General features: G+C 61.9%; 19 protein-coding genes, 1 tRNA gene and 1 pseudogene. 11 read left to right on the top strand and 10 right to left on the bottom strand.

Annotation, left to right across the window (positions count from 1 at the left end):
• Positions 1-328 precede the first annotated feature (328 nt).
• On the bottom strand, positions 329-709 hold the full coding sequence (locus E4P82_RS23240; protein WP_211203146.1) for an ISAs1 family transposase: 381 nt from the start codon (positions 707-709) through the stop codon (positions 329-331).
• Positions 710-891: 182 nt separating this feature from the next.
• Positions 892-1,440 carry an ISAs1 family transposase gene (locus tag E4P82_RS13380; RefSeq protein WP_169249348.1) on the bottom strand — a complete coding sequence of 183 codons (549 nt, stop codon included), beginning with the start codon at positions 1,438-1,440 and terminating at the stop codon, positions 892-894.
• A gap of 174 nt (positions 1,441-1,614) precedes the next feature.
• Here E4P82_RS13380 and E4P82_RS13375 point away from each other — a divergent pair.
• Positions 1,615-2,592, top strand: a pseudogene (locus E4P82_RS13375) (IS481 family transposase).
• Between the two features lie 591 nt (positions 2,593-3,183).
• Complete coding sequence (locus tag E4P82_RS13370) at positions 3,184-4,263, top strand: calcium:cation antiporter (RefSeq protein ID WP_169249357.1); 1,080 nt, start codon at positions 3,184-3,186, stop codon at positions 4,261-4,263.
• 3 nt (positions 4,264-4,266) lie between these two features.
• Here the strand turns inward: E4P82_RS13370 and corA are convergent, their stop codons facing one another.
• Together corA and E4P82_RS13360 are read right to left on the bottom strand one after the other, a co-directional pair.
• Complete coding sequence (gene corA, locus E4P82_RS13365) at positions 4,267-5,214, bottom strand: magnesium/cobalt transporter CorA (protein WP_169249347.1); 948 nt, start codon at positions 5,212-5,214, stop codon at positions 4,267-4,269.
• 66 nt (positions 5,215-5,280) lie between these two features.
• Positions 5,281-5,356: transfer RNA gene (locus tag E4P82_RS13360), tRNA-Ala, on the bottom strand.
• Between the two features lie 69 nt (positions 5,357-5,425).
• Between E4P82_RS13360 and E4P82_RS13355 the strand changes: the two genes are divergently transcribed.
• Entirely contained in the window at positions 5,426-6,106 is a 681-nt protein-coding gene (locus E4P82_RS13355) for a TIGR04283 family arsenosugar biosynthesis glycosyltransferase (protein WP_169249346.1), read from the top strand.
• On the top strand, positions 6,103-6,780 hold the full coding sequence (locus tag E4P82_RS13350) for a TIGR04282 family arsenosugar biosynthesis glycosyltransferase (RefSeq protein ID WP_169249345.1): 678 nt from the start codon (positions 6,103-6,105) through the stop codon (positions 6,778-6,780). The genes E4P82_RS13355 and E4P82_RS13350 overlap by 4 nt, the downstream gene beginning before the upstream one ends.
• Here the strand turns inward: E4P82_RS13350 and amrA are convergent.
• Both amrA and amrB read right to left on the bottom strand, forming a co-directional pair.
• On the bottom strand, positions 6,729-7,325 hold the full coding sequence (gene amrA, locus E4P82_RS13345) for an AmmeMemoRadiSam system protein A (protein WP_169249344.1): 597 nt from the start codon (positions 7,323-7,325) through the stop codon (positions 6,729-6,731). The genes E4P82_RS13350 and amrA overlap by 52 nt on opposite strands.
• Positions 7,312-8,100, bottom strand: a complete 789-nt coding sequence (gene amrB, locus E4P82_RS13340) for an AmmeMemoRadiSam system protein B (protein ID WP_169249343.1) — start codon at positions 8,098-8,100, stop codon at positions 7,312-7,314. Before amrB ends, amrA begins: the two co-directional genes overlap by 14 nt.
• A 154-nt stretch (positions 8,101-8,254) precedes the next feature.
• Here amrB and amrS point away from each other — a divergent pair, with 154 nt between their 5' ends.
• The 4 genes from amrS to E4P82_RS13320 are packed head-to-tail and all read left to right on the top strand — an operon-like array spanning position 8,255 to position 12,760.
• Positions 8,255-9,352, top strand: a complete 1,098-nt coding sequence (gene amrS / locus E4P82_RS13335) for an AmmeMemoRadiSam system radical SAM enzyme (RefSeq protein ID WP_169249342.1) — start codon at positions 8,255-8,257, stop codon at positions 9,350-9,352.
• Between the two features lie 34 nt (positions 9,353-9,386).
• Positions 9,387-10,232, top strand: coding sequence for a 23S rRNA (adenine(2030)-N(6))-methyltransferase RlmJ (locus E4P82_RS13330; protein ID WP_169249341.1), 846 nt, complete (start codon positions 9,387-9,389; stop codon positions 10,230-10,232).
• 60 nt (positions 10,233-10,292) lie between these two features.
• On the top strand, positions 10,293-11,141 hold the full coding sequence (locus tag E4P82_RS13325; protein ID WP_169249340.1) for a sulfurtransferase: 849 nt from the start codon (positions 10,293-10,295) through the stop codon (positions 11,139-11,141).
• Positions 11,142-11,188: 47 nt separating this feature from the next.
• Complete coding sequence (locus tag E4P82_RS13320) at positions 11,189-12,760, top strand: transglycosylase SLT domain-containing protein (RefSeq protein WP_169249339.1); 1,572 nt, start codon at positions 11,189-11,191, stop codon at positions 12,758-12,760.
• Between the two features lie 24 nt (positions 12,761-12,784).
• On the opposite strand, the gene E4P82_RS13315 is transcribed toward E4P82_RS13320, so the two are convergent.
• The 3 genes from E4P82_RS13315 to msbA form a co-directional block, all read right to left on the bottom strand.
• Positions 12,785-13,315 (bottom strand): tetratricopeptide repeat protein, encoded by a 531-nt coding sequence (locus E4P82_RS13315; RefSeq protein ID WP_211203145.1) that lies wholly within the window; start codon positions 13,313-13,315, stop codon positions 12,785-12,787.
• Positions 13,316-13,655: 340 nt separating this feature from the next.
• Positions 13,656-13,853 (bottom strand): hypothetical protein, encoded by a 198-nt coding sequence (locus tag E4P82_RS13310; RefSeq protein ID WP_169249338.1) that lies wholly within the window; start codon positions 13,851-13,853, stop codon positions 13,656-13,658.
• Between the two features lie 103 nt (positions 13,854-13,956).
• Entirely contained in the window at positions 13,957-15,687 is a 1,731-nt protein-coding gene (gene msbA, locus E4P82_RS13305) for a lipid A export permease/ATP-binding protein MsbA (RefSeq protein ID WP_169249337.1), read from the bottom strand.
• Between the two features lie 113 nt (positions 15,688-15,800).
• Between msbA and hldE the strand changes: the two genes are divergently transcribed.
• The 3 genes from hldE to E4P82_RS13290 are packed head-to-tail and all read left to right on the top strand — an operon-like array spanning position 15,801 to position 19,212.
• Positions 15,801-17,228, top strand: coding sequence for a bifunctional D-glycero-beta-D-manno-heptose-7-phosphate kinase/D-glycero-beta-D-manno-heptose 1-phosphate adenylyltransferase HldE (hldE, locus tag E4P82_RS13300; protein WP_169249336.1), 1,428 nt, complete (start codon positions 15,801-15,803; stop codon positions 17,226-17,228).
• Positions 17,225-18,427, top strand: coding sequence for an FAD-dependent oxidoreductase (locus E4P82_RS13295; RefSeq protein WP_169249335.1), 1,203 nt, complete (start codon positions 17,225-17,227; stop codon positions 18,425-18,427). The genes hldE and E4P82_RS13295 overlap by 4 nt, the downstream gene beginning before the upstream one ends.
• Complete coding sequence (locus tag E4P82_RS13290; RefSeq protein ID WP_169249334.1) at positions 18,418-19,212, top strand: aldo/keto reductase; 795 nt, start codon at positions 18,418-18,420, stop codon at positions 19,210-19,212. The genes E4P82_RS13295 and E4P82_RS13290 overlap by 10 nt, the downstream gene beginning before the upstream one ends.
• A 99-nt stretch (positions 19,213-19,311) precedes the next feature.
• On the opposite strand, the gene E4P82_RS13285 is transcribed toward E4P82_RS13290, so the two are convergent.
• Positions 19,312-21,579, bottom strand: coding sequence for a sensor domain-containing diguanylate cyclase (locus E4P82_RS13285; protein WP_169249333.1), 2,268 nt, complete (start codon positions 21,577-21,579; stop codon positions 19,312-19,314).
• Positions 21,580-21,785 lie beyond the last annotated feature (206 nt).

Genomic DNA, 21,785 nt, shown 5'->3' with positions numbered 1-21,785 from the left:
CGCCTTCACGGTGCTTTTGTGCAGCACGGTGGAGGCACGAGCAAGACGCGAAGAAAGCTGACTGTTCGAAATCATAAATTTCTCCTTGAGTTTCTGAATAAAATTTAACACCTTAAAATGAAGCAGTTACTCTTGGCACGGAAACAAGCTCACTTTGAGTGTGTCACAAGCCAGAATTTAAGTGTGTCACAAGCCAGAAGGAAATACAACCGCATGGTACCCTATCGACAAACAACGAACTCTGTCGGTTTTTCATGCTCCTTTCGGCGAGTTCGTGCTGTGTTTGAGTGCGGTCAGTGCGTGCGGTCGGGCTCAAGGCTGTTCAACGCTAGAGTCCTTGGTAGGCGAGGAGCCGGTCGAAGTTGAGGGCATTGTCGTAGAGGCCCAAGCTGATATTACTGATGCCATTAAAATGCAACAGGTTGAGGGCAAAGCTCCGTAGCAAGGCAAAGATCCCGGGGTTATGGCGGATGCGGCTGGCATCCTCACCCAAGGTGACATCCCGGACATAGTGAAGACGGTTCTCGATGCCCCAATGGGCGCGGACGGCGTGGGCGGCGTGGGCCGCCGATAAGGTTGCGGTGGACACGTAATAGGCTGTTTCTTGACGGGATACCCAGTCTTTTTTGACGGGTATCGAACACGTCGGTGTGGCGCTGGATTTCGACCAAAGTGCAAAAATGAGCGTGCCAATCCTCGGTGCCGACACCGGGTGGTAGGCTCCACGTCCGGGTCAGGCGCCGCTCAATCCGGTGATGGCGACCGATCTCATGGGTATGGTGCCGGTCCCGGGGTGGCTGTGCGAGGTAGGTCTCGATCAGGTGCTGGAAGAGCGTGGGTTGGTTGGCTTTCACGGGTACCAGGAGGTGATTACCGGTCGCCATGACGGTTTCAACTGTTTTTTTGGCAATGCAACGCGTCGAGGGTGAACAGCCGCCCGGTGAGACCGAGTTCGTGAATGAGTTGCCGCGCCGCCGGAATTTCATGGGACTTGTCGGCCGCGCCGATCAGCACATGCCCCAGGATCAACGTCCGGTCCGTGGTCAGGGCGCTGAGAACTTGCAGCGCCTTCTGATCCTGGAACCGATCAAAACTGCCGCGCAAGGTTTTGCCATCTAGCGCGATGCCGGTCAAACCGTCGCTCGGTCCTCCGGCCAGCACCGCTGCGTGCGCTCGAAAGGCGACCTCGACGGCGGCCGGGTTTAACCCCTGCAGAGTGTAGCGGATCGCGGTATGGGCTGGCGCCCGTTTCCAGTGCAGCCCGCAGAGTGCGTTCAACTGCGGTAGCCGAGCCGCGATGAAGCGCTGAATCTTGCGGTACGACGTGGCGTCCGACAGGATCGCTAGAATGCTGAACAACAACACATGCTCCAAGCCATACCGCCGACCTTGGGGACGGCGATGATCGGGTATCGCGGCGAGAAAGGTCGGCAAGAGCATCAGTGCATCCCATGATCTGAAAAATCCGTAGAATGCATCAGTTGAGAAGCATTGAACAGCCCTGCGGTCGGGCTAGTGTCAGGTCCCACGAGATTATGTTGACACACGGAGCCGCCGTTTGCTGGAATCGCGGCGGTTCTTACACGATCTGATCCTCGCGCTACGGAGGCCCTGATGGAGATTCGCCTGCACGCCAACGCCACCACCACGCCCAAGCAACGGGCCTATATCCAGCGCTCGGCCCGCCCGGCGGCCGGACTGGCGGTGGAGATCGGAGTGAGCGAGACCACGATTCGTCGCTGGCGAGCACGGGACACGGTGCGGGATCGCCCGCACACGCCGCGCCGCTTGGCGACGATCCTGAATCCGCTGCAAGAGTTTGTGGTGGTGGAGTTGCGCAAGCTCTTGTTGCTGCCGCTGGACGACTTGCTGGTGGTGGCTCGCGAGTTCGTGTGTCCCGAGCTGTCGCGCTCGGCGTTGGATCGCTGTCTGCGCCGCCACGGCGTGGCCCGCTGGCGGACCTGTTGCCGGAGGCGGAAGACCAACCCCCGTTGCCCAAGACCTTCAAGGATTACGAACCGGGCTTCGTGCATGTGGATGTGAAGTACCTGCCCCGAATGCCCGACGAGGCCGAACATCGCTATCTGATCGCCGCCATCGATCGCGCCAGCCGCTGGGTCTATTTCGAGATCCAACCCGACAAGTCCGCCGCCACCGCCGCCGGCTTCCTGGAACGCCTGCGTGCCAAGGCACCGTTCGTCATTCGCACCGTGCTGACCGACAACGGGAAAGAGTTCACCGACCGCTTTTGCGCCACCGGCGAGCGCGAACCGACGGGCCAGCATCGCTTCGATCGCAGGTGTGCCCAACACGGCATCGAGCATCGCTTGATCAAACCCAAGCATCCCCAGACCAACGGCATGATCGAACGCTTCAATGGTCGCGTCGCCGAGGTCTTGAAAAGCACCACGTTCATCTCCGCTCGCCACTTGGAAACGACCTTGCAACAGTATCGGCATCTCTATAATCACTACATTCCTCAGAAAAATCTCGGGCATGTCACCCCGATCGACAAACTGAAGGAGTACTACCGCGTTAAAACCCGAACTTTTTCAAAAAAAACCTATTAATCATCCGGGACCCGACATTTAACCCAATTACCAGTAGCCGACCATTGACACTCCCCTGTTGAGTGGAGGCTGACCTTTAGGTCAGACCCAAACATGCGACTGAGGATATAGATTTCGTTTTTGTGCACTGAAAATATCCAAACAGTCGAGCGACGGCCGTATTGACTTCCAACAGCAATTCGAATTTTTTTGGCTGGATGGCATAGCTATAGTCGTGAGGGATAACCTACAATTATATGATTCTGCATAATTTGCTTAACAAGCATGATATGCAGCAAAGTAACGAATCAAATTTACGTCAACAGGTAAGCGATTCTACGAGCGGGGTGCCTTTCGCGCAACGCCCGAGTGACAGCGTGCGATGGGATGCGAGTCGATACCCAACAGCTCAGGCTTTTCTGCCGGTAGCGACGGTCGCCCCCGCGAAGCAAGCGAAATACTGCGCGCATGAGGAGCTGCCATGGGTCGGTCAAATCGCCGCCAGAAACACTAACCATTTGAATAGCCGTGATTCCATGAGCACGCGGTAATTTCAAGAAAAGCAGGTAAAATCATTCTCACGAAACGCCATTAGAAATCCGTCTCCCTTACGACGATTGAGCGATTGTCCGAAATGCAAAAATACCTCAAGGCTGAACTTCCCATCGCCGTCGCCCTGGTTGTGCTGGGGCTGGGTTTCGCCCTGGAACATGCAGCGGTCGAACACGGCGGCATTCTGCTATGGGGCCTGCTGCTGGTGATTCTGGTGGCCATCATCGGCGTCGCCTTCCGCATCAGCCACCACGCCGAAGTGCTGGCGGCGCGGCTGGGGGAACCCTACGGCACCTTGATCCTGACCATCGCGGCGGTGTCGGTCGAAGTGGTGATTTTGGTGGTCCTGCTGCAAGGCTCGCCCAATCCGACCCTGGCGCGCGACACCGTGTTCGCGGCGGTCATGCTCGACATCAACGGCATTCTCGGATTGGCCGCGATCATCGGCGGCCTCAAGCACGGCACGCCGCAATATAATCTGGATTCCGCCAACGCCTTCGTCGCCATGCTGCTGGTGGCCATCGGCATCGGCATGTTCATCCCGGACTTCGTGCCGGACAGCCACTGGCGGCTGTACTCCCTGTTCTCGGTGGGAATCATGGCGATCATGTACCTGGCGTTTCTGCGCTTGCAGACGGTCGAGCATCGCCAATTCTTCGAGCATGCGGGAGGACTGGAGGAAGAAGCCCACGATGTGGCCCACAGTCCGAACATGCAGCATATCGCCGTGATGATCGGCGCCATCGTGCTGGTGGGGCTGCTGTCGGAGGTGCTGTCGGTGCTGCTGGATGCTGGATTGGCCGGCAGCAGCCTGCCCAAGACCCTGCCGGCAGTGCTGGTGGCGCTGATTTCCGCCAGCCCGGAGATTCTCACCGCGCTCAACGCCGCGCGGCACGATCGGATGCAGACCACGGTCAACATCGCCCTGGGGGCATCGCTGGCGACCGTGCTGCTGACCCTGCCGGTGATCGAAGGCATCGCCCTGTTCACCGGCGAGCGCATCGTCATGGCGCTGACGCCGATGCAGGCGGGGCTGTTGCTGCTGACCCTGCTGACGGTGATGAACAACTCGCACGATGGCGAGACCAATGCCATCGAAGGCATCAGCCACTTTGCCCTGTTCGGGGTGTTCGTGGCCTTGGTGATGATGGGCCTGCTGTGAAGACTACAGCCAGCCCCGGTATTTGAAGTACCAGTAGGGCGCGATCCCCGACAGGATCATCAGACCGATCGCCAAGGGATAACCCCACTCCCAGCCGAGTTCCGGCATGATCTGGAAATTCATGCCGTAGATGCTAGCAATCATGGTCGGCGGCAGAAACACCACGGCGGCGATGGAGAAAATCTTGATGATCTTGTTTTGTTCGATGCTGATGAAACCCTGCGCGGCATCCATCAGGAAGTTGACCTTCTCGAACAGGAAACTGTTGTGTGGCAGCAGCGATTCGATGTCGCGCAGGATCTCCCGTACCTCGTCGGCTTGGGCCGATCCCAGCCGCGCCCGGCGCAGCAGATAGGTCAAGGCCCGCTGGGTATCCATCAGACACAGGCGGACCTTGCCGTTGATGTCTTCCTGGCGAGCCAGTTCGTCAATGGAGTCTTCCAGGCTGGCGTCGTTGCTTTCCAGCACTTGGGCGCTCACGGCGTTGAGCGCGGTCTGTACTTCTTCCAGAATGTCGGCGAGTTCTTCCACCTTGGTTTCGAACAAGGTGATCATCAGCGACAAGGCATCGTTCGCCAGCCCCTGCTCGCGGCGGGCGCGCAGCCGAAACATGCGGATGGCCGGCAATTCATGATCGTGCAGGGTGAACAGCCGCTGATCCTTGAGGGTGAAAGCGACCGTGGAGTTGCTGATGCGCTTGTCCTGGCGGTGAAGAAAATACGAATGCAGGTGCAGGCCGTCGGCGTCCTCGAAAAAGCGGGCGCTGGCCTCGATTTCCTCCACATCTTCCGGCTCGGGCAGGTTTTGCCGGTACATGGATTCGACCTGTTCCCGCTCCTCGTCGTCGGGCTTGAGCAGGTCGATCCAGATGGCCTGGTTCAGAGTGGTCGAATCCGCTTCGAGGTTGAGTTGTTCGAGGCGGTGGTTGCGCAAGGTAAATCCGTAAATCATGAGCTCTGGTCGCGCGCGGGGTGGTGAAAAACAAAAAAAAGCGGCACTAGGCCGCTTGAATCGAATTGGTGGAGCGGAAGGGGATCGAACCCTCGACCTTCGCATTGCGAACGCGACGCTCTCCCAGCTGAGCTACCGCCCCAAAACTAAAGTAGGTTGCGAATCATACAAACTTCAATCGATATTGGCTAGACCTCGAATTCGAAAAATCATGCCTTACATTGCCATCGTTTTGCCCGTTCTGAACGAGGAAGCCCAAGTCGCCGTCTGCCTGCGGGCCTTGCAGCCCTTGCGCGAACAAGGTTGCGAACTGATCGTGGCGGATGGTGGCAGCCGGGACCGGACCCTGGCATTGGCCGAACCGCTGGCGGACCGGCTGGTGAGCAGTCCCCGAGGCCGGGCCGCGCAGATGAACGCTGGCGCACGGCAGGCCAGCGGCGAGATCTTGTGGTTCCTGCACGCCGACAGCCTGCCGCCGCCGGACGCCGCAAGCCTGATCCGCGCCGCCCTGGCCGACCCAGGCCGGCACTGGGGTCGTTTTGACGTGCACCTGTCCGGCCGCCAACCCTTGTTACGGGCGGTGGAAACGCTGATGAACCTCCGTTCCCGGCTCACCGGCATCGCCACCGGCGATCAGGGGATTTTCGTGCGTCGCGCGCTGTTCGAGCAAATCGGCGGTTATCCGTCCATTGCCCTGATGGAGGACATCACCCTGTGCCGGCGATTGAAACCACACGGCCGGCCAGTTTGCCTGCGACAGCGACTCCAGACCTCCAGCCGGCGTTGGGAGCGCGATGGTATCTCGCGCACCATTTTGCTGATGTGGCGATTGCGACTGGCCTACTTTCTCGGCGCCGATCCGGCACGGTTGGCCCGGATTTATTACCGATGAACTTGCCCCACGACTACGAGTTTCCCACCGCCCGCTTGCTGATTTTCGCCAAGGCGCCGGTTCCCGGACGAGTCAAGACCCGGCTGGCCGGGCGCTTGGGAACCCGTGGCGCGGCGGCGCTCTATAAGAAGCTGCTACGCCGGACTCTAGCCATTGCCCGTGAGGCTCGGCTGTGCCCGGTCGAATTGTGGTGCGCACCGGATGGGCGATATGGATTTTTCACCGCCTGCCGGCGGGAGTACGGCGTGCGGCTGCGCCGGCAATGCGGCGGCGATCTGGGCCGACGCATGAACCAGGCGCTGAATCGGACGCTGGCCGCCCATCGATTCGCGGTGTTGATCGGCGGCGATTGCGTGTCGCTGGGCGCGGCGGAGTTGCGCGCGGCCTTCACTCGGCTGGCCGCTGGGCGGGATGCGGTGCTGGGACCGGCGCGGGACGGCGGTTATCTGCTGGTCGGCCTGCGCCAGCCTCGACCGGCGCTGTTTCGCGGCATCGCCTGGGGTACATCGGCCGTGCTGGCGGCGACCCGCCGCCGGCTGCATCGGTCGGGAGCGGACTGGGCCGAATTGTCGCCGGGCTGGGACGTGGACACGCCGGCCGATCTGCGTCGGCTGCGCCGGGTTCAGGCTGGGGAGTCGGTTACATCGGCATCGCCGAAATACTCGGCGGTGTAACGCTCGGCGCTCAATTCCGGCGACCAGAAATCCAGCGGCAGGCCGGCTTTTTGCTTGAGCTGGGCCAGGAATACGTAGGGGTCGGGTAGCTGTTCCCACACCGCCGGCAGGAAAGTGGCGCGGTAGTGGCGGAATTGGATGATCAGACCGTCCACGCCCGGCCGCAGTTGCGCTAGCAACTCGTCCTCGGAACTGAATGACAAGGGTTCCGGTGGCGACAGCACCGAAATGTGGATATCCAGCTTCGGGAATTCGTTCTCCCGCAGTTCCGGGAAGCGAGGGTCTTCGAAGGCGGCGGCGAAGGCGTGCGCGGCGACGTCTTGCACCAGCGGCTGACGGGCCACCAGCGCGCCGATGCAGCCGCGCAACTGATCGCCGATTTCCAGGGTCACGAAGGTCGCCCGTGGTGGGCGCAGGGTTTGCGGGTAGTCGGCCGGATCGACTTCCAGCGCCTGACCGTGTCGCAAGCCGTGCCGGATCGAGGCCCGCGCCACGTCGAGCAAGGCGGCGCGGTCCGGCTTCGACAGCGTTTCAATGGAAGACATAGGCGCCGTATCCCACCACCTGATCACGCGAGCCGGCGGTGTCGCCGGAATTGCGCAAATCGATGGTTTCGCCGTGCAGACCCTTGCGCCGGGCCACCCACAACAGACCGTTGACTGGATTGCGTCCGCAGGCTTGTTCGTAGCCGATGTCCTCGAAGCGCAGCGCTTCGATGGCCTTGGAGGTAGTGTCGTCCAACAGACGGGCGGTGGCGTAATCGTGATAGTGGCTGAGGTCGGAGCTGATGACGATCAGGGTTTCCGGTCCACCCCACAGCGCTTCCAGCACCGCGCCGACTTCGGTCGGCCGGGCCTCGCCGACCACCAGCGGCACCAGCTTGAAATGACCCAACACTTCTTGCAGGAAGGGTAGATGCACCTCCAGACTGTGCTCCTGCGCGTGGGCCTGCTCCAGGCAGCCGACATCGGGCAGTTGCTCCAACTGTTCGACCGCTTCCCGATCGACGGCGATTCGGCCGAGCGGCGTGGCGAACGCCTCCATGCCGCTCACCGCAATGCCCCGGAAACCGACCCGATGGCTGGGTCCCAGCAACACGACCCGGTGGATCAGATCGCGCGCCGCCCGCAGGCGGGCGTAGGCCGAGGCCGCGATCGGGCCGGAATAGATATAACCGGCGTGCGGAACGATGATCGCTTTCGGTGGCGGCTCGGCCGGTGGTTCGACCTGATCCAGAAATCCCCGAACCTGGGTCTGTAACTCCGCGGCATCCGCCGGATAGAACAACCCCGCCACGGCGGGGGTACGCACGGTTTGCATGACGACGCCCTCCCGATGAGTTTGCCAACATCGGCATATTTAGAGTATAGAACCTGGAATTAGTCGCAAAATGGTAAAATTCAATAATGGTTTTATGGTCATCGGCGACAACGCCGACCCGATAACGACGAGAGCCTTTGCGAAGGAGGCCATCATGAGCATCACCGCCACCAACGAGTTTTTTCCTACCCAGTACTGGCACGTCCTCGACGACGGCCGCGTGCAATGCGATGTCTGCCCACGTTTCTGCAAGCTGCATGAGAGCCAGCAGGGCTTGTGCTTCGTGCGTGGTTGCCACGACGGACGGATCGTGCTGACCAGTTACGGCCGCTCCAGCGGTTTCTGCATCGACCCGATCGAGAAGAAACCGCTCAATCACTTCCTGCCGGGTACGCCGGTGCTGTCGTTCGGTACCGCCGGTTGCAACCTGGCCTGCAAGTTCTGCCAGAACTGGGACATGAGCAAGTCGCGCGAGATGGATACCCTGGCCGATGAAGCGTCGCCGCTGAAACTGGCTCGGGTCGCCCATGAACTGGGTTGCCGCAGCATGGCGTACACCTACAACGATCCCGTGATTTTCATGGAGTACGCCATCGATGTGGCGACCGCCTGCCGGGAATACGGCATCAAGTCGGTGGCGGTCACCGCCGGCTACATCTGCGACGAACCGCGCCGGGATTTCTTCAAATACATGGACGCCGCCAACGTCGATCTCAAGGCGTTTACCGAGGACTTCTATTGGAAGATCTGCGGCGGTCATCTACAGCCGGTGCTGGATACCCTGGTGTATCTGAAGCGGGAAACCAACGTTTGGTTCGAGATCACCACCTTGCTGATTCCCGGCGAGAACGACTCGGATGCGGAACTGGAGGCGCTGACGCAGTGGGTGATGGAAAACCTGGGGCCGGACGTGCCGATCCATTTCACCGCTTTCCACCCGGACTGGAAGATGCTGAATCATTCGCCGACCCCACCCTCGACCTTGAGCCGGGCCCGGCGGATCGCCATGAAGAACGGCATCCGCTACGCCTACACCGGCAACGTGCACGACGAGAAGGGCGACAGTACCTACTGCCACCAGTGCGGCCAAAAACTGATCGGCCGCGACTGGTACACCCTCGGAGTCTGGAATCTGACCGCCGACGGTCACTGCAATACCTGCGGTACGCCCTGCGCCGGGATCTTCGAAGCGCAGCCCGGGTTGTGGGGGGCGCGGCGGCGCCCGGTGCGCCTTCGACAGTATGCCGACTGACCGGCCGGTGTCCGGGTTGCCGCACTGATCCGCGATGCTGAGCTATCGGCACGGCTTTCACGCCGGCAATTTTGCCGATGTGTTCAAGCATGTTTTGCTGATGCAACTGGTCGGCGCGCTGCGACGCAAGGACAAGCCGTTTTGCCTGCTCGACACCCATGCCGGTGCCGGTCGCTACGATCTGGATTCGGCGGTGGCCCGCAAGAACCGGGAACACGCGGCCGGTATCGGCCGGCTGTGGCATCGGCCGGGGCTGGGTCTGGAACTGGCCGAGTATCTGGCTGAGGTCCGGGCCTTGAACCCGGACGGGGTACTGCGCTGGTACCCCGGCTCGCCGCGCATCGCCCGCGCCCTGCTGCGACCGGGCGACCGGCTGATTCTGACCGAACTGCATCCCGCCGAGTATCCGCCGCTCAAGGCGGAATTTGCCGGCGACCGGCAAGTCGCGGTTCACCGCATGGACGGTTACGTCGGTCTCAAGGCGTTTCTGCCGCCCCCGGAGCGGCGCGGTCTGGTGTTGATCGATCCGGCCTTCGAACGGAAAGACGAATTTGAGCGGCTGGTCGAAGCGATCCGGGTCATTCATCGGCGCTGGGCCGGCGGCATGATCGCGATTTGGTACCCGATCCTCGATCGCGCGCCCAGCCTGCGGTTTCAGCGGATGCTGCGGGAGTTGGGCATTCCCGCGATCCTGTGCGCGGAACTGGGCTTGTATCCCTACGATGCGGCGTTGGGGATGCACGGCTGCGGGATGATCGTCGTCAACCCGCCGTGGCGGTTCGATGAAACGCTGAATCGGTTGTTGCCGGAGCTATTGGAGGTGCTGCGCGTTGGCGAGCACGGTCAAACCCGACTGGAATGGTTGGCGATGGCACCTTAGAATTCGGCGATTGCGTTAGCCTCCATCTCCCAAGATCCGACAACCGGCGCTTCGAAAACCATGAGCCATACCACTCTCATTGATGCCAGCACGCTGCACGCTCACCGCAACGACCCGAACTGGGTCGTGATGGATTGCCGCTTCAGTCTGGCCGAACCCGAGGCCGGCCGCCGGGTCTACCGCGACAGCCACCTTCCCGGCGCCCATTACGCTCATCTGGACGAAGATCTGTCCGATCCCATCACGCCGACCACGGGGCGGCATCCACTGCCCGATCCGGAGCGTTTGGCGCAAAAGCTGGGTGCGTGGGGCATTGATCACGACACGCAAGTCGTGGCTTACGACGACATGGGTGGCATGCTGGCGGCGGCGCGGTTGTGGTGGCTGCTGCGCTGGCTGGGCCATACCGCCTGCGCGGTGCTGGATGGCGGCCTGCCGGCTTGGCGGCGGGCGGGCTTGCCGCTGACCGTCAAGATACCCGCCGCACGGCCGACCGCCTTCGTGCCCCGGCCGGACGACCGCTTGTGGATGAGCACGGAGCAGGTGTTGACCCTGTCGGCGACGGAGGTATTGCTGGACGCCCGGGCGGCGGCGCGCTACCGGGGAGAAATGGAGCCGATCGATCCGGTCGCCGGCCACATTCCGGGCGCGTTGAACCTGCCGACGGACGGCAATCTGACGCCAGAGGGGCATTTTCTGCCCGTTGCCGCACTGCGGGAGCGATTTGCGGCGGCGCTGAACGACCGGGCGCCGGCAACCGTGATCCACGCCTGCGGCTCCGGGGTGACCGCCTGTCACAACCTGCTGGCGATGGAAGCCGCCGGTTTGGGTGGCTCGCGGTTGTACGCCGGTTCCTGGAGCGAATGGATTCGCGACCCCCAGCGGGCGGTTGCCGTCGGCGCGGTTTGAGGCGCGCCTTTTTCACACTTTCGACCCAAAGCCGAGAATAACGAAGAATGCCGAAACCCATCTCCGAAATTTTTGCGACACTCTTCATCGCCTTGGGCCTTAGTGCCTGTGCCGCTTGGCAACCGCTGAGCGGTTTGACGGAAGCGCCGGCCGCCGAGCAAGCGGCGACGGTTCCCGCGCCTTATGTGGACTACTGGCAAACCCGCGATCCGTCGGAATACCGGCGCGATGCGGTCACTGTCCGCCAACCGGTCGCTCAGTCTGGGGATGCCGTCATCCAGGGAAGAAGCCAGAGTGCCGGAATCGCCACTGCCGACCGCCAACCCGTCGTCGCATCTCAGGATGTCGTCATCCAGGGAAAAGACCGGAGCGTCGGAACGGCTGAAAAGAGCGCCGGGTCCAGGGTTCGGGTGGTCGTGCCGGTACGGTCGGGAAAAGCCGCCGATGTGGTGGCGCGCAATCCCCCCAAGAAACCCGAGGCAGCGGTCGTTGAAACCACGCGGGTCGCAACCAGCACGGCCAAGCGGAATTCGCGTTTGGCCAACCGTAAAACGGGCAAGAGTTTGTCTAGATCGGCCGCTGCCGCCGGCGGGAAAGATCTCTGGAATCGGGTGCGTGGCGAGTTGCGGTTGGCCGACGTGCAACATCCCCGAGTCGCCGCACAAATCGAGGCGTTCAAGCGTGATCCCGCTTACCTGTATCTGTTTTCGCGGCGTGCCAAGCCCTTCCTCCATTATTTGGTGGAGCAAATCCACCAGCGCGATCTGCCGATGGATCTGATGTTCGTGCCCATGGTGGAGAGCGCTTTCGAGCCGACCGCCGTCTCCCCGAAGGAAGCCGCCGGTCTCTGGCAAATCATTCCGGCCACCGGAGAGGAGCGCGGTCTGCTGATCGCCGACGGCTACGACGGTCGATTCGACATTCACGCCTCAACCGATGCCGCGCTGGGCTATCTGCGCGATTTGAACAAAATGTTCGCCGGTGACTGGTTGCTGGCGCTGGCGGCTTACAATGCCGGCCCCGGCACCGTCCAGGAGGCCATCAAGGCCAGTAATGCGGTCCGGCCAGGCGCGGAAGCCCAGTCCGCCGCCGGAGATCCCGAGGTGGCCACCGTTTCCGACCCACGGCCGCAATCGCTCTACTGGGATTTGCAACTGCCCAAGGAAACGCAGGATTATGTGCCGAAGATACTGGCGCTGGCCCAGATGGTCGCCGATCCCCAAACTTATGGCGTACGACTCCCGCCCATCGACAATCGAGCCTATTTGTTCAGGGTCGCGACGCCGCCGGACGTCAAGGTTTTCGACAGCCTGGCCTTTACCGCTCTTCCCATCGATGAGTTCTTACGCTTCAATCCGGGTTTCAAGACGGAGATCGAGCCGCCGGCCCGCGCCTATACCCTCCTGTTGCCCTGGGAGCAGGCCCGGAATCTGGTTGCGAACGTGCCGGGCGCACGCCTTGTGGGACCCAGTAAGTACACGGTCAAGCGGGGAGATACTCTGGAAAAGATCGCCAAGCGGCACGGCGTTCCTTCCCAGCAACTGGCGCAATGGAACAGCCTGAGCGCCGGCGGCACTCTGAAAGCCGGCCAACAACTGACCGTATATCCCGCCTCGTAAGTGGAGTCGCGGGTCAGCCGAGACTCAGCCGTTGCCGTGCCTGGTTTCCGGGACGATTTCGGGGGTGGGCGGGACGGTGAAGGAATGGCTGGCCTTGAATTCCTTGGCCCGCCGCTCGGCTTCCTCGATCTGGGCCGCGCTCATCTTTTCGGCGATGTCCCGCTTGGCTTGCGGTGCCTGACCGTCGCCCTGGGAGTCAGCCAGCGTGTACCAGAAGTATGCCTCCACGTTGTCCGCCGGCACGCCCTCACCCTGCTCGTACATGATGCCCAGGTTGACCTGCGCCTGCGGCAATCCCTGTTCGGCCGCTTTCCGATACCAGGCTATCGCTTGCGCGTCGTCTTGCGGCAGGCCTTGGCCGTTGTCGTACAACACGCCCAGGTTGAACTGGGCGAAGGCGAAACCTTTTTCCGCCAGGGGGCGGACGAGTGCCACCTCGGCGGCGTAGTCGCCGCGTTCGTGCGCGGTTCTGGCCCGGTCCCAGTCGCCGTCGGCCCAAGCCGGGGCGACGCTCAGCAGGCTGCTCGCCAGCAGTAGCAGTAACGGTTTGTTCATGGATGAATACTCAAGGTCATCGATCGATATGGATAGGGGTGGAGCAAGTTTAGCATTCCGCCGGCTGGACGCGCCGCCTTGGTTCGGTCCGGATCGACCGGAAGCGCGATGGCGGAGGCATCGGTGGCCACAGCTACCCTCCACTGCGAGAAGGGAATGACGATGTCTTCGTTCGGGTTCACCGGGCGGCCAGGGCGCTGAAGGGTTGTCCAGTGTTGGGGGTGTGTAAGCCCGCTTCGAAGTACCCCGGCCAAGCTCAAGGGCCGGCGGCATCGGTACTGGCATTGGCCGCAAGCAGCGAAACCTGGGCGTACGCTGCCGCGAGGGGAAGAAAGGCGTTTCAGGAAAGCCGCAGATCCTCGGCGTTATCCCAGCCGCGAGCCAATGCCGCCCATCCCGCTATCCAAGCATGATACAGATAGCTGTCCGGGACATAGGGGTTCTGATCTTCGCCTTGACTGGCGGCTTCAAGTCCTTGTCGGAAAGCCCGACGCACCATCGGCGCCAGCTTTTTTGATGAATCGATATTGCCGTGCATTAGAGGAAGTTCTCCGAGCCCAAACCGCTATCTTGGGCTCGCATGGAACAGGAGTGTTGCTTATTAGACAATACAATTATGTAATTCGCAACTTTGTTGTTGACTAACTGTGGGTTTGTATCTGATACAGGCTGGCGTACAAGCCACCACAGGCCAATAGTTCATCATGGGTGCCGCTCTCGACGATGTGACCGCAGTCGAGTACCACGATGCGGTCGGCGCTCTCGATGGTGGACAGGCGGTGGGCGATGATGAAGGCGGTGCGACCCTGGCGCAGGGCATCCAAGGCCTGCTGGACCTTGCGTTCGGACTGGGTATCCAGCGCCGAAGTGGCTTCGTCCAGGATCAGGATCGGCGCGTTCTTGAGCAAGGCGCGGGCGATGGCCAAACGCTGGCGCTGACCGCCCGACAGTCGTGCGCCGTTTTCGCCGATCAGGGTATGCAAGCCTTGAGGCAATTCGCGGATGAATTCCATGGCGTGAGCGCTTTCGGCGGCCTTGAGGATGTCGTCCTCGCCGACCTGGAAGCCAGCGCCGTAGGCGATATTGGCGGCGACGGTATCGTTGAACAGCACGATATCCTGACTGACGTAGGCGATGTTGGCGCGTAGCTCGGCCAGTCGCAGCTCGCGGATTGGCACGCCATCCAGCAGGATATCGCCGGACTCCGGTTCGTAAAAGCGCGGTAGCAGACTCATCAGGGTGGTTTTACCGCCGCCGGAGGGGCCGACCAAGGCGATGGTTTCGCCGGGGCGCACGTCCAGTTCGAGCTGGTGGAGCACCTCGCCGCCGTCGTCCCGGTAGCGGTGGCTGACCGCATGAAAGCGGACTTCGCCACGGGCGCGACCGATGGCGCGGATGCCTCGATCCGGTTCCGGTGGCTCGTCCAGCAGGGCGAAGATGGTTTCCGCCGCCGCCAACCCGCGCTGCAATTGTTCGTTGACCTTGGTCAGTCGCTTGATCGGGGTCAGCAGCATGGCCATGGCCCCGAACAGGGAGACGAAACCGCCGACGGTGATCTGATCGGCGGCCGATTGCAGCGAGGCGAAATAGATCACCGCGCCCAGGGCGATGATCGCCAGTAGTTGCACCAGCGGCCCGCTGGCTTCGGACGCGGCGGCCAGCTTCAGATTGAACTGACGAACTCGGTTGTTGACCCGGTGAAAGCGTTGCCGTTCGTAGTCCTGGCCACCGAAGATCTTGATCACTTTATGGCCTTGCAGCACCTCGTCGATGACGTGGGTGAGGCCGCCCATCAGCTCCTGCAACTCGCGACTGAGCCGCCGCAGCCGATGGCTGACCAGGCGCATGATAATGGTGATGCCGGGGGTGATCAGCAGGACCAGCAGCGACAGTTTCCAGTTCAGGTACAACATCCAGCCCAACAGGCCGATCACCGATAGCCCGTCCTTGACCAGGGCGACCAGTGCCTGGGTGGTGGCGGTCATCACCTGGCTGACGTCGTAGGTCAGGCGCGACAGCAGGCTGCCGGCGGAATGATCGTCGAAATAGCGGGTCGGCAGCGACAGCAGGCGGGCGAACAAGGCATCGCGCAAGTCCGTCACCACTTGGTGCGCGATCCAGCTCATCGCCAGCGTGCCGATGAAACTGGTGATACCACGGACGATGAAGACCGCCACCATCAACAGCGGCATCAGCCGGATGGAATGCGGGTCCTTGGCGACGAAGCTGCCATCCAGCAGCGGCTGGATCAGCGCGGGAATCAGCGGCTCGGTGGCCGCCGCCGCCGTCGTGCCCAGGATCGAGAGCGCGAACATGCGGCGGTAGGGCCGGACGTAGCGCAACAGCCGCAAATAGAGATCCTTGCTGTTCATCGTTTGGAATGTAAGATAGGTCGAGGGCAAGCCAGGTGCGTGCGGGAACCAGATCAAGCTCCATTCTGGACCATGCTATCATGCACCATCGCGCAACATTCCCCAATCAACCCATGAAATCGCAAATTCCCCATTTCGAACAGGCCCGAGTGCTGATCGCCGGCGATGTGATGCTGGACCGCTACTGGTACGGCCCCTGTTCGCGGGTCTCGCCGGAGGCGCCCGTGCCGGTGGTCAAGGTCGAGGAGGTCGAGGAACGTCCGGGTGGCGCGGCCAATGTGGCGGTCAACATCGCTACCCTCGGCGGGCGGGTCCGGGTGCTCGGCGTGACCGGTGCAGACGAGGCCGCGACGGTGTTGGAAACCAAGTTGCGGCGACTGGGCGCCGATTGTGAATTGATCCGGCAGCCCGGCCAGGCGACGATCACCAAACTGCGGGTATTGAGCCGCAACCAGCAGTTGCTGCGGCTGGATTTCGAGGACGGCTTCCCTGGTTTCGAACCGAGTGCGCTGGAGGAACGCTTCGCTGCCTGGTTGCCGGAAACCGACGTGGCGGTGCTGTCCGACTATCAAAAGGGTGCTCTGTGTTCGGTCGAACGCTGTATCGAACAGGCCAACGCCGTCGGCAAGCCGGTGCTGGTCGACCCCAAGGGCCGCCAGCTCGACCGCTATCGGGGCGCGACCCTGTTGACGCCCAACCTGAGTGAATTCGAAACAGTCGTCGGCCCCTGTCGCGACGAGGCGGAATTGGTCGACAAGGGCGAGACGTTGCGCCGGAATCTGGAATTGGAAGCGCTGCTGATCACTCGCGGCGAGCAGGGCATGACCCTGTTGCGGGACGATGTCGAACCGCTGCATCTGGCGGCACGCGCCCGTGAGGTCTACGACGTCACCGGTGCCGGTGACACCGTAATCGCCACCCTTGCCGTCGGATTGGCGGCCGGGCTGGCGCTGCCGGCGGCGACGGTGCTGGCCAATCTGGCGGCGGGCATCGTGGTGGGCAAGCTGGGTACGGCCAGTGTCACCGTTTCCGAGCTGCGCCGGGCGCTGTACCAACACGACGAACCGCCGCGCGGAGTGCTGGACGAGGAACAACTGCTGTCGGCGGTGGCCGACGCCAAGGCGCACGGTGAGACCATCGTCATGACCAACGGTTGCTTCGACATCCTGCACGCCGGGCACGTGACCTATCTGGAACAGGCCAAGCGACTTGGCAACCGGTTGATCGTAGCGGTGAACGACGATGCGTCCGTGCGCCGTCTCAAGGGTGCCGATCGGCCAGTCAATCCACTGGGACAGCGGATGAGGGTTCTGGCCGGGCTGGCGGCGGTGGATTGGGTGGTGCCGTTCCACGAGGACACGCCGGAGCGGTTGATCTGCGCGGTCAAGCCCGATTATCTGATCAAGGGCGGCGATAACGATCCGGCGAAAATTCCCGGTAACCGCTGCGTTTGGGACAACGGCGGTCAGGTGGTGGTGATGGATTATATCGAGGGCTGCTCCACCACCAGCACCATTGCCCGCATTCTCAAGCGACCGTGAGCACCATCCAACGCATCCTGAACGTGGATGCCGCCATCGTCGGCGGTGGCATCGCCGGGCTGTGGCTGCTGGCCCGGCTACGCGAGCGGGGTTACAGCGCGCTGCTGATCGAAAGCGAGCGGCTGGGCGCCGGTCAGACCATTTGCGCCCAGGGTATCGTTCACGGCGGCGCCAAGTACAGCCTGCACGGGCAAGTCAGCCGGTCCGCCGAAGCCGTTGCCGGGATGCCGGAGCTATGGCGGCGCTGCCTGAGGGGTGAGGATGCGATCGACCTGCGCGGCGCGCGACTGCTGGCCGAACACCAGTATCTGTGGGCGACCGGCGCCCCCATTTCGCGACTGGCGGCGTTTTTCGCCAGCAAGCTGATGCGTAGCCGTATGGATAAAGTGGCGGCGGATGCCGAGGGTGCCCACGCCGTGCCGGTGGCGTTGCGCCACCCGGCGTTCCATGGCACGTTGTATCGATTGGACGAGCCGGTTCTGGACGTGGCTTCGGTCCTGACCACGTTCGCCGAGCGTTATCGTGACGTCATCGCGCGCAGCCAGGGGCCGGTGACGCTGAAAGCGGACGGCACGATGACCCTGCACTGTGTTGGGCACCCGCAACAAGTACTCCGCCCGGCGATCACCGTGTTCACCGCTGGCGCGGGTAACATTGGACTGCCGTGGGTAGCACAGCAGCTACGCCCGCTGCACATGGTGCTGGCGCGCGGCATCAATCTGCCCGGACCGCTGTACGCGCACTGTTTGGGTGCTAGCGACCTGCCGCAGCTGACCGTGACCAGCCATTTCGATGCCGACGGTCGGCTCATCTGGTACCTGGGCGGTGGGCTGGCGGAAGAGGGGATCAAGCGCGACCGTCACGAGCAGATCCGCGCGGCGCGGCGGGAACTGAGCGCGCTGCTGCCATGGGTGGACTGGAATCCGGTGGAATTCGCGACCTTCACCATCCAGCGCGCCGAGGCCCAGCAACCCGGCGGCGGCCGACCAGCCGGACCCGGCGTGTTCCGCGATGGGCGAGTGATCGCCGCCTGGCCGACCAAACTGGCCTTGGCGCCGCTGCTGGCCGAACAGATCGAGGAAGTGCTGCGGTCGCACGGTGTGCGGCCCCGGTCGACCGATTTGCGGGCGCTGATGGGTTGGCCGCGACCGGAGATCGCCGTTTATCCCTGGGATCGGGACGATCTGGAATGGAGCTGAGATCGCTGGGATCGACCGAGTTGCGGGTCAGTCCGCTGGGTTTGGGGACGGTGAAGTTCGGACGCAATCGAGGAGTCAAGTATCCCCGACCGTTCGAGCTGCCGTCGGATCGGGAAGCGTTGACGTTGTTGGAATTGGCCTGGGATCTGGGAATGAATCTGCTGGATACCGCCCCCGCCTATGGTGAAAGTGAGGAGCGGTTAGGTCGCTTGCTGCGGCGGTGTCGGCGGGACTGGGTGATCGTTACCAAGGTCGGCGAGGAATTCCAGGACGGGGAATCGCGCTTCGACTTTTCCGCCGCCGCGACCCGCGCCAGCGTCGAGCGCAGCCTGCGACGGTTGGGCGTGGACGCGCTGGATGCGGTGTTGATTCATTCCAGCGGCGACGATCTGCATATCCTGGAGCGGGAAGGGGTGTTGCCGGTCTTGCTGGACTTGCAACGAGCAGGCTGGGTGCGGTCGGTTGGCATGTCGACCAAGACCGTGGCCGGTGGGCTGCGGGCGCTGGAATGCTGCGATGTGGTGATGGTCACCTACAATCTATCCGAGCGCGAGGAATGGCCGGTCATCCAGGCTGCCCGCGCCGCCGGCAAGGGTGTGTTGATCAAGAAAGGCCTGCACAGCGGCCACTTGGATCGGACGGCGGGCATCGATCCGGTGCGGACATCGATGGAGCTGATTTTCGCCAAGCCTGGCGTGAGCAGCGTAGTGGTCGGCACGCTGAATCCGGCGCATCTGCGGGCCAATGTGGTGGTGGCGGAAAACGTGTTGAGCCAGCATGGGTGATCCGTTTGCTTGTTTTCCGATCTCGAAAGCCGTCAACCTGATTTGGGAAGTTGCTGCTATGGGAGCAGGTTCGCAAAAAGCAAACCTTGACCCTGCGATTCAGATAGACCAGTCCACGGTATCGGGTACATCGCTGGTACTCAGGACTCGATTGCGTCCGGCTCTTTTGGCGGCGTACAAGGTCTGATCAGCCTCTGTCAGGAGGGTCTCTATCCCAGCGGTCGATGTTGGGCTTACAGCGACGCCAATGCTGACCGTTATCCCGAAACAGTAGCCGTGCTGAACGATGGGTGTGGACTCGATCGCGGTGCGGATCCGTTCGCCCACCTGTGTGGCCTTTGCTCTATCGGCTTCGACGACCAGCACGGCGAATTCCTCTCCCCCCAAGCGTCCAAAAATATCGGCTTCCCGTAGTTCGCGCCGGACCGTGGTCGCCAACTGTTGTAGTGCGGCGTCGCCGGCATCGTGGCCGTATCTATCGTTGATATCCTTAAAGTGATCGGCATCGATCATTAATATGCCGGTGGGGCGACCGAAGCGTTTCGACCGGGCCAATTCCTGTACCGCCAGTTCCAGGAAATGGCCTCGGTTGCTGATGCCGGTCAGGCTGTCGGTGGTGGCCAACTTTTCCATTTGCCGCAGATGCGCGACATTTTCGAATGCCTGACGGATATATGGGGTCATGATGTACAGAATGTCGCGATCGGCCAAATCAAAACCATTGATCGCATGATGCGTCAGGATAATGTGTACTGGCGTGTTCTCTGCGTGGAAACCCAGGTGGATAGCCGACCCGGGATGAAGCACCTGAAAAAATTGCGAGTTATCACTCCAAAAACGAGCTTTATGGGCATCTCCGAGCAAGGTTGGTTTCTGTGTCACGTAGGGTACGCCGTGATCCTTGTCGCGCCAGGTGGCTCCAATAAGCTGCTTTGCCGAGGAGGCGGTGCACACCATGGTTTCCTCGATCTGCCGCAGGACGGCGAAGCCATCGAAGTCGATGACTTCGGTCAGGGAATCGCCGACCGCCTTGTATACCTCGGCACGGCTGCGCGCTTGGGCCAGTTTGGCCAGGCCAACGCGCAATAGCGCGTTGATCCTGTGCGCCTCATCAAGTTGAGCCTTGACGATCTGGTAGCCCAGCGCCAAGTCATTCTGAAAAGCCGGAGGGATGAATTCCATCTTCTTGCCCGAGGGGGACGGAACGTGGAAATCCTCGAACAAGAGCAATGACACCATCAGGTTGGCATGGGCGTTGCGGTTGTGCCAAAACCGTCCTTGTTCGCCGAAGAAGAATCCACCCAGGAAGGGCGCCCCTCCCAAGGCATCGCGGACCAAGTCGATCATTTCGGCGCCGCGCTCCGCCAAAGGCCCCGCGCAAGCCGCGCAATAGGACACCAAGCCACCCATCGCTCGCGGTGCCGACACATTGAATAGCGCCCGCGTGCGTTCCACCAGTTCTGCGGTGCGGTGGACCAGGATATCTTGATCTCCAGTCATCAAGGTGACACGGCTGCCTTCGGGAACCACGGTATGAACCCGAAGGGCGCCGTTTGCAACCTGCACCGGATGTACCAGTCCATACAGTGGCGCGGTGCCCACATGACCGACCGTGACTCCGATGGGAGACATCGTGGTTTGTATCACCACCTCGCCGTTATTGGCCACTTCTGCGGCGATCAGCCCGTCGCTCCACCGGTTGTAGACCTGGGCGGCGGGTTGTTCGTCGATGGTCAGAAGGACACGCCCTTCGGCGGCGGTGACAATCCCAGTTTTCTCGGTTGCTCGGTAGCCACCGAAAAAGCCGTGACAGACCCGCTCGGTGACGAACCCAACACTCAATAACAGGCCGTCATCGATGGTGGTGTCATGGTCGAATACGACGCAGCGGCCAGTCCGCTCGGGATTTTCGGGGGTTCCACCCAGGCCATTCAGTGCCGCGCTGCCGCCGACGATCGGTACACTGATGCCGACGACTTGCTCGATGCCGGCGATCACCGCTTCTTCGCAGCCCGGCACGGCGCTGAGCCAGATGAAATCGGGTATGGCGCCGCTCTTGTCGGCGGCGGTCAGCGCCTGCTCCACGGCACGGCACGCCGCGTCGGCTGGTGCCAGTTGCGCAAACGAAGCATGGCCGGTACCAAAAGCCCCACCGGGATCGGTGATCGCTAAAACGCCGATGCCGGGGTCTTCCACGAGGCCGTCGCCGCCGAACACTGCGGAGGAAGATGAACAGCCATGAATGGCGGTGTTCGGAAAAGCCGTTTTGGCCACCTGCTGGGCGAATTCCGGGGGAACGGAACCGGTATGGAACACGATGACCCAGTCGGGATGTGGACCTATTGTGATGCGCAGATGGTCCGCCAAGGAGGCTGTCGTGCAAGCTCTCTCGACAGCAATGGATGCCTGATTGATTTGCATGGTCTTATCGCTGTGAGAAATACGGTATCTATCTGCTGGGTAAAGTTGTTCCAAGGTGATTCAATCATAGAACTTTTTTCGAGTGGTCGAGCAGTTCTGCGGCAGGATTGGAACTCACTGAGCGATGCGATGGATCGAAGAAGGACAGGAGG

This window comes from Candidatus Competibacter phosphatis, assembly GCF_012939995.1.
GTDB classification, from domain to species: domain Bacteria; phylum Pseudomonadota; class Gammaproteobacteria; order Competibacterales; family Competibacteraceae; genus Competibacter; species Competibacter phosphatis.
The sequence above is the reverse complement of the archived record's forward strand: the minus strand, read 5'-3'. Positions and strand labels throughout refer to the sequence as shown.

Bases quoted from the DNA above. Each gene is read 5' to 3' on its own strand.
- msbA (WP_169249337.1), bottom strand. From the start codon at position 15,687: ATGAACAGCAAGGATCTCTATTTGCGGCTGTTGCGCTACGTCCGGCCC.
- amrA (WP_169249344.1), bottom strand. From the start codon at position 7,325: ATGTCTTCCATTGAAACGCTGTCGAAGCCGGACCGCGCCGCCTTGCTC.
- E4P82_RS13350 (WP_169249345.1), top strand. From the start codon at position 6,103: ATGAACTTGCCCCACGACTACGAGTTTCCCACCGCCCGCTTGCTGATT.
- E4P82_RS13355 (WP_169249346.1), top strand. From the start codon at position 5,426: ATGCCTTACATTGCCATCGTTTTGCCCGTTCTGAACGAGGAAGCCCAA.
- E4P82_RS13370 (WP_169249357.1), top strand. From the start codon at position 3,184: ATGCAAAAATACCTCAAGGCTGAACTTCCCATCGCCGTCGCCCTGGTT.
- corA (WP_169249347.1), bottom strand. From the start codon at position 5,214: ATGATTTACGGATTTACCTTGCGCAACCACCGCCTCGAACAACTCAAC.
- E4P82_RS13320 (WP_169249339.1), top strand. From the start codon at position 11,189: ATGCCGAAACCCATCTCCGAAATTTTTGCGACACTCTTCATCGCCTTG.
- E4P82_RS13290 (WP_169249334.1), top strand. From the start codon at position 18,418: ATGGAGCTGAGATCGCTGGGATCGACCGAGTTGCGGGTCAGTCCGCTG.
- amrS (WP_169249342.1), top strand. From the start codon at position 8,255: ATGAGCATCACCGCCACCAACGAGTTTTTTCCTACCCAGTACTGGCAC.
- E4P82_RS13310 (WP_169249338.1), bottom strand. From the start codon at position 13,853: ATGCACGGCAATATCGATTCATCAAAAAAGCTGGCGCCGATGGTGCGT.
- E4P82_RS13380 (WP_169249348.1), bottom strand. From the start codon at position 1,440: ATGCTCTTGCCGACCTTTCTCGCCGCGATACCCGATCATCGCCGTCCC.
- amrB (WP_169249343.1), bottom strand. From the start codon at position 8,100: ATGCAAACCGTGCGTACCCCCGCCGTGGCGGGGTTGTTCTATCCGGCG.
- E4P82_RS13325 (WP_169249340.1), top strand. From the start codon at position 10,293: ATGAGCCATACCACTCTCATTGATGCCAGCACGCTGCACGCTCACCGC.
- E4P82_RS13330 (WP_169249341.1), top strand. From the start codon at position 9,387: ATGCTGAGCTATCGGCACGGCTTTCACGCCGGCAATTTTGCCGATGTG.
- hldE (WP_169249336.1), top strand. From the start codon at position 15,801: ATGAAATCGCAAATTCCCCATTTCGAACAGGCCCGAGTGCTGATCGCC.
- E4P82_RS13315 (WP_211203145.1), bottom strand. From the start codon at position 13,315: ATGAACAAACCGTTACTGCTACTGCTGGCGAGCAGCCTGCTGAGCGTC.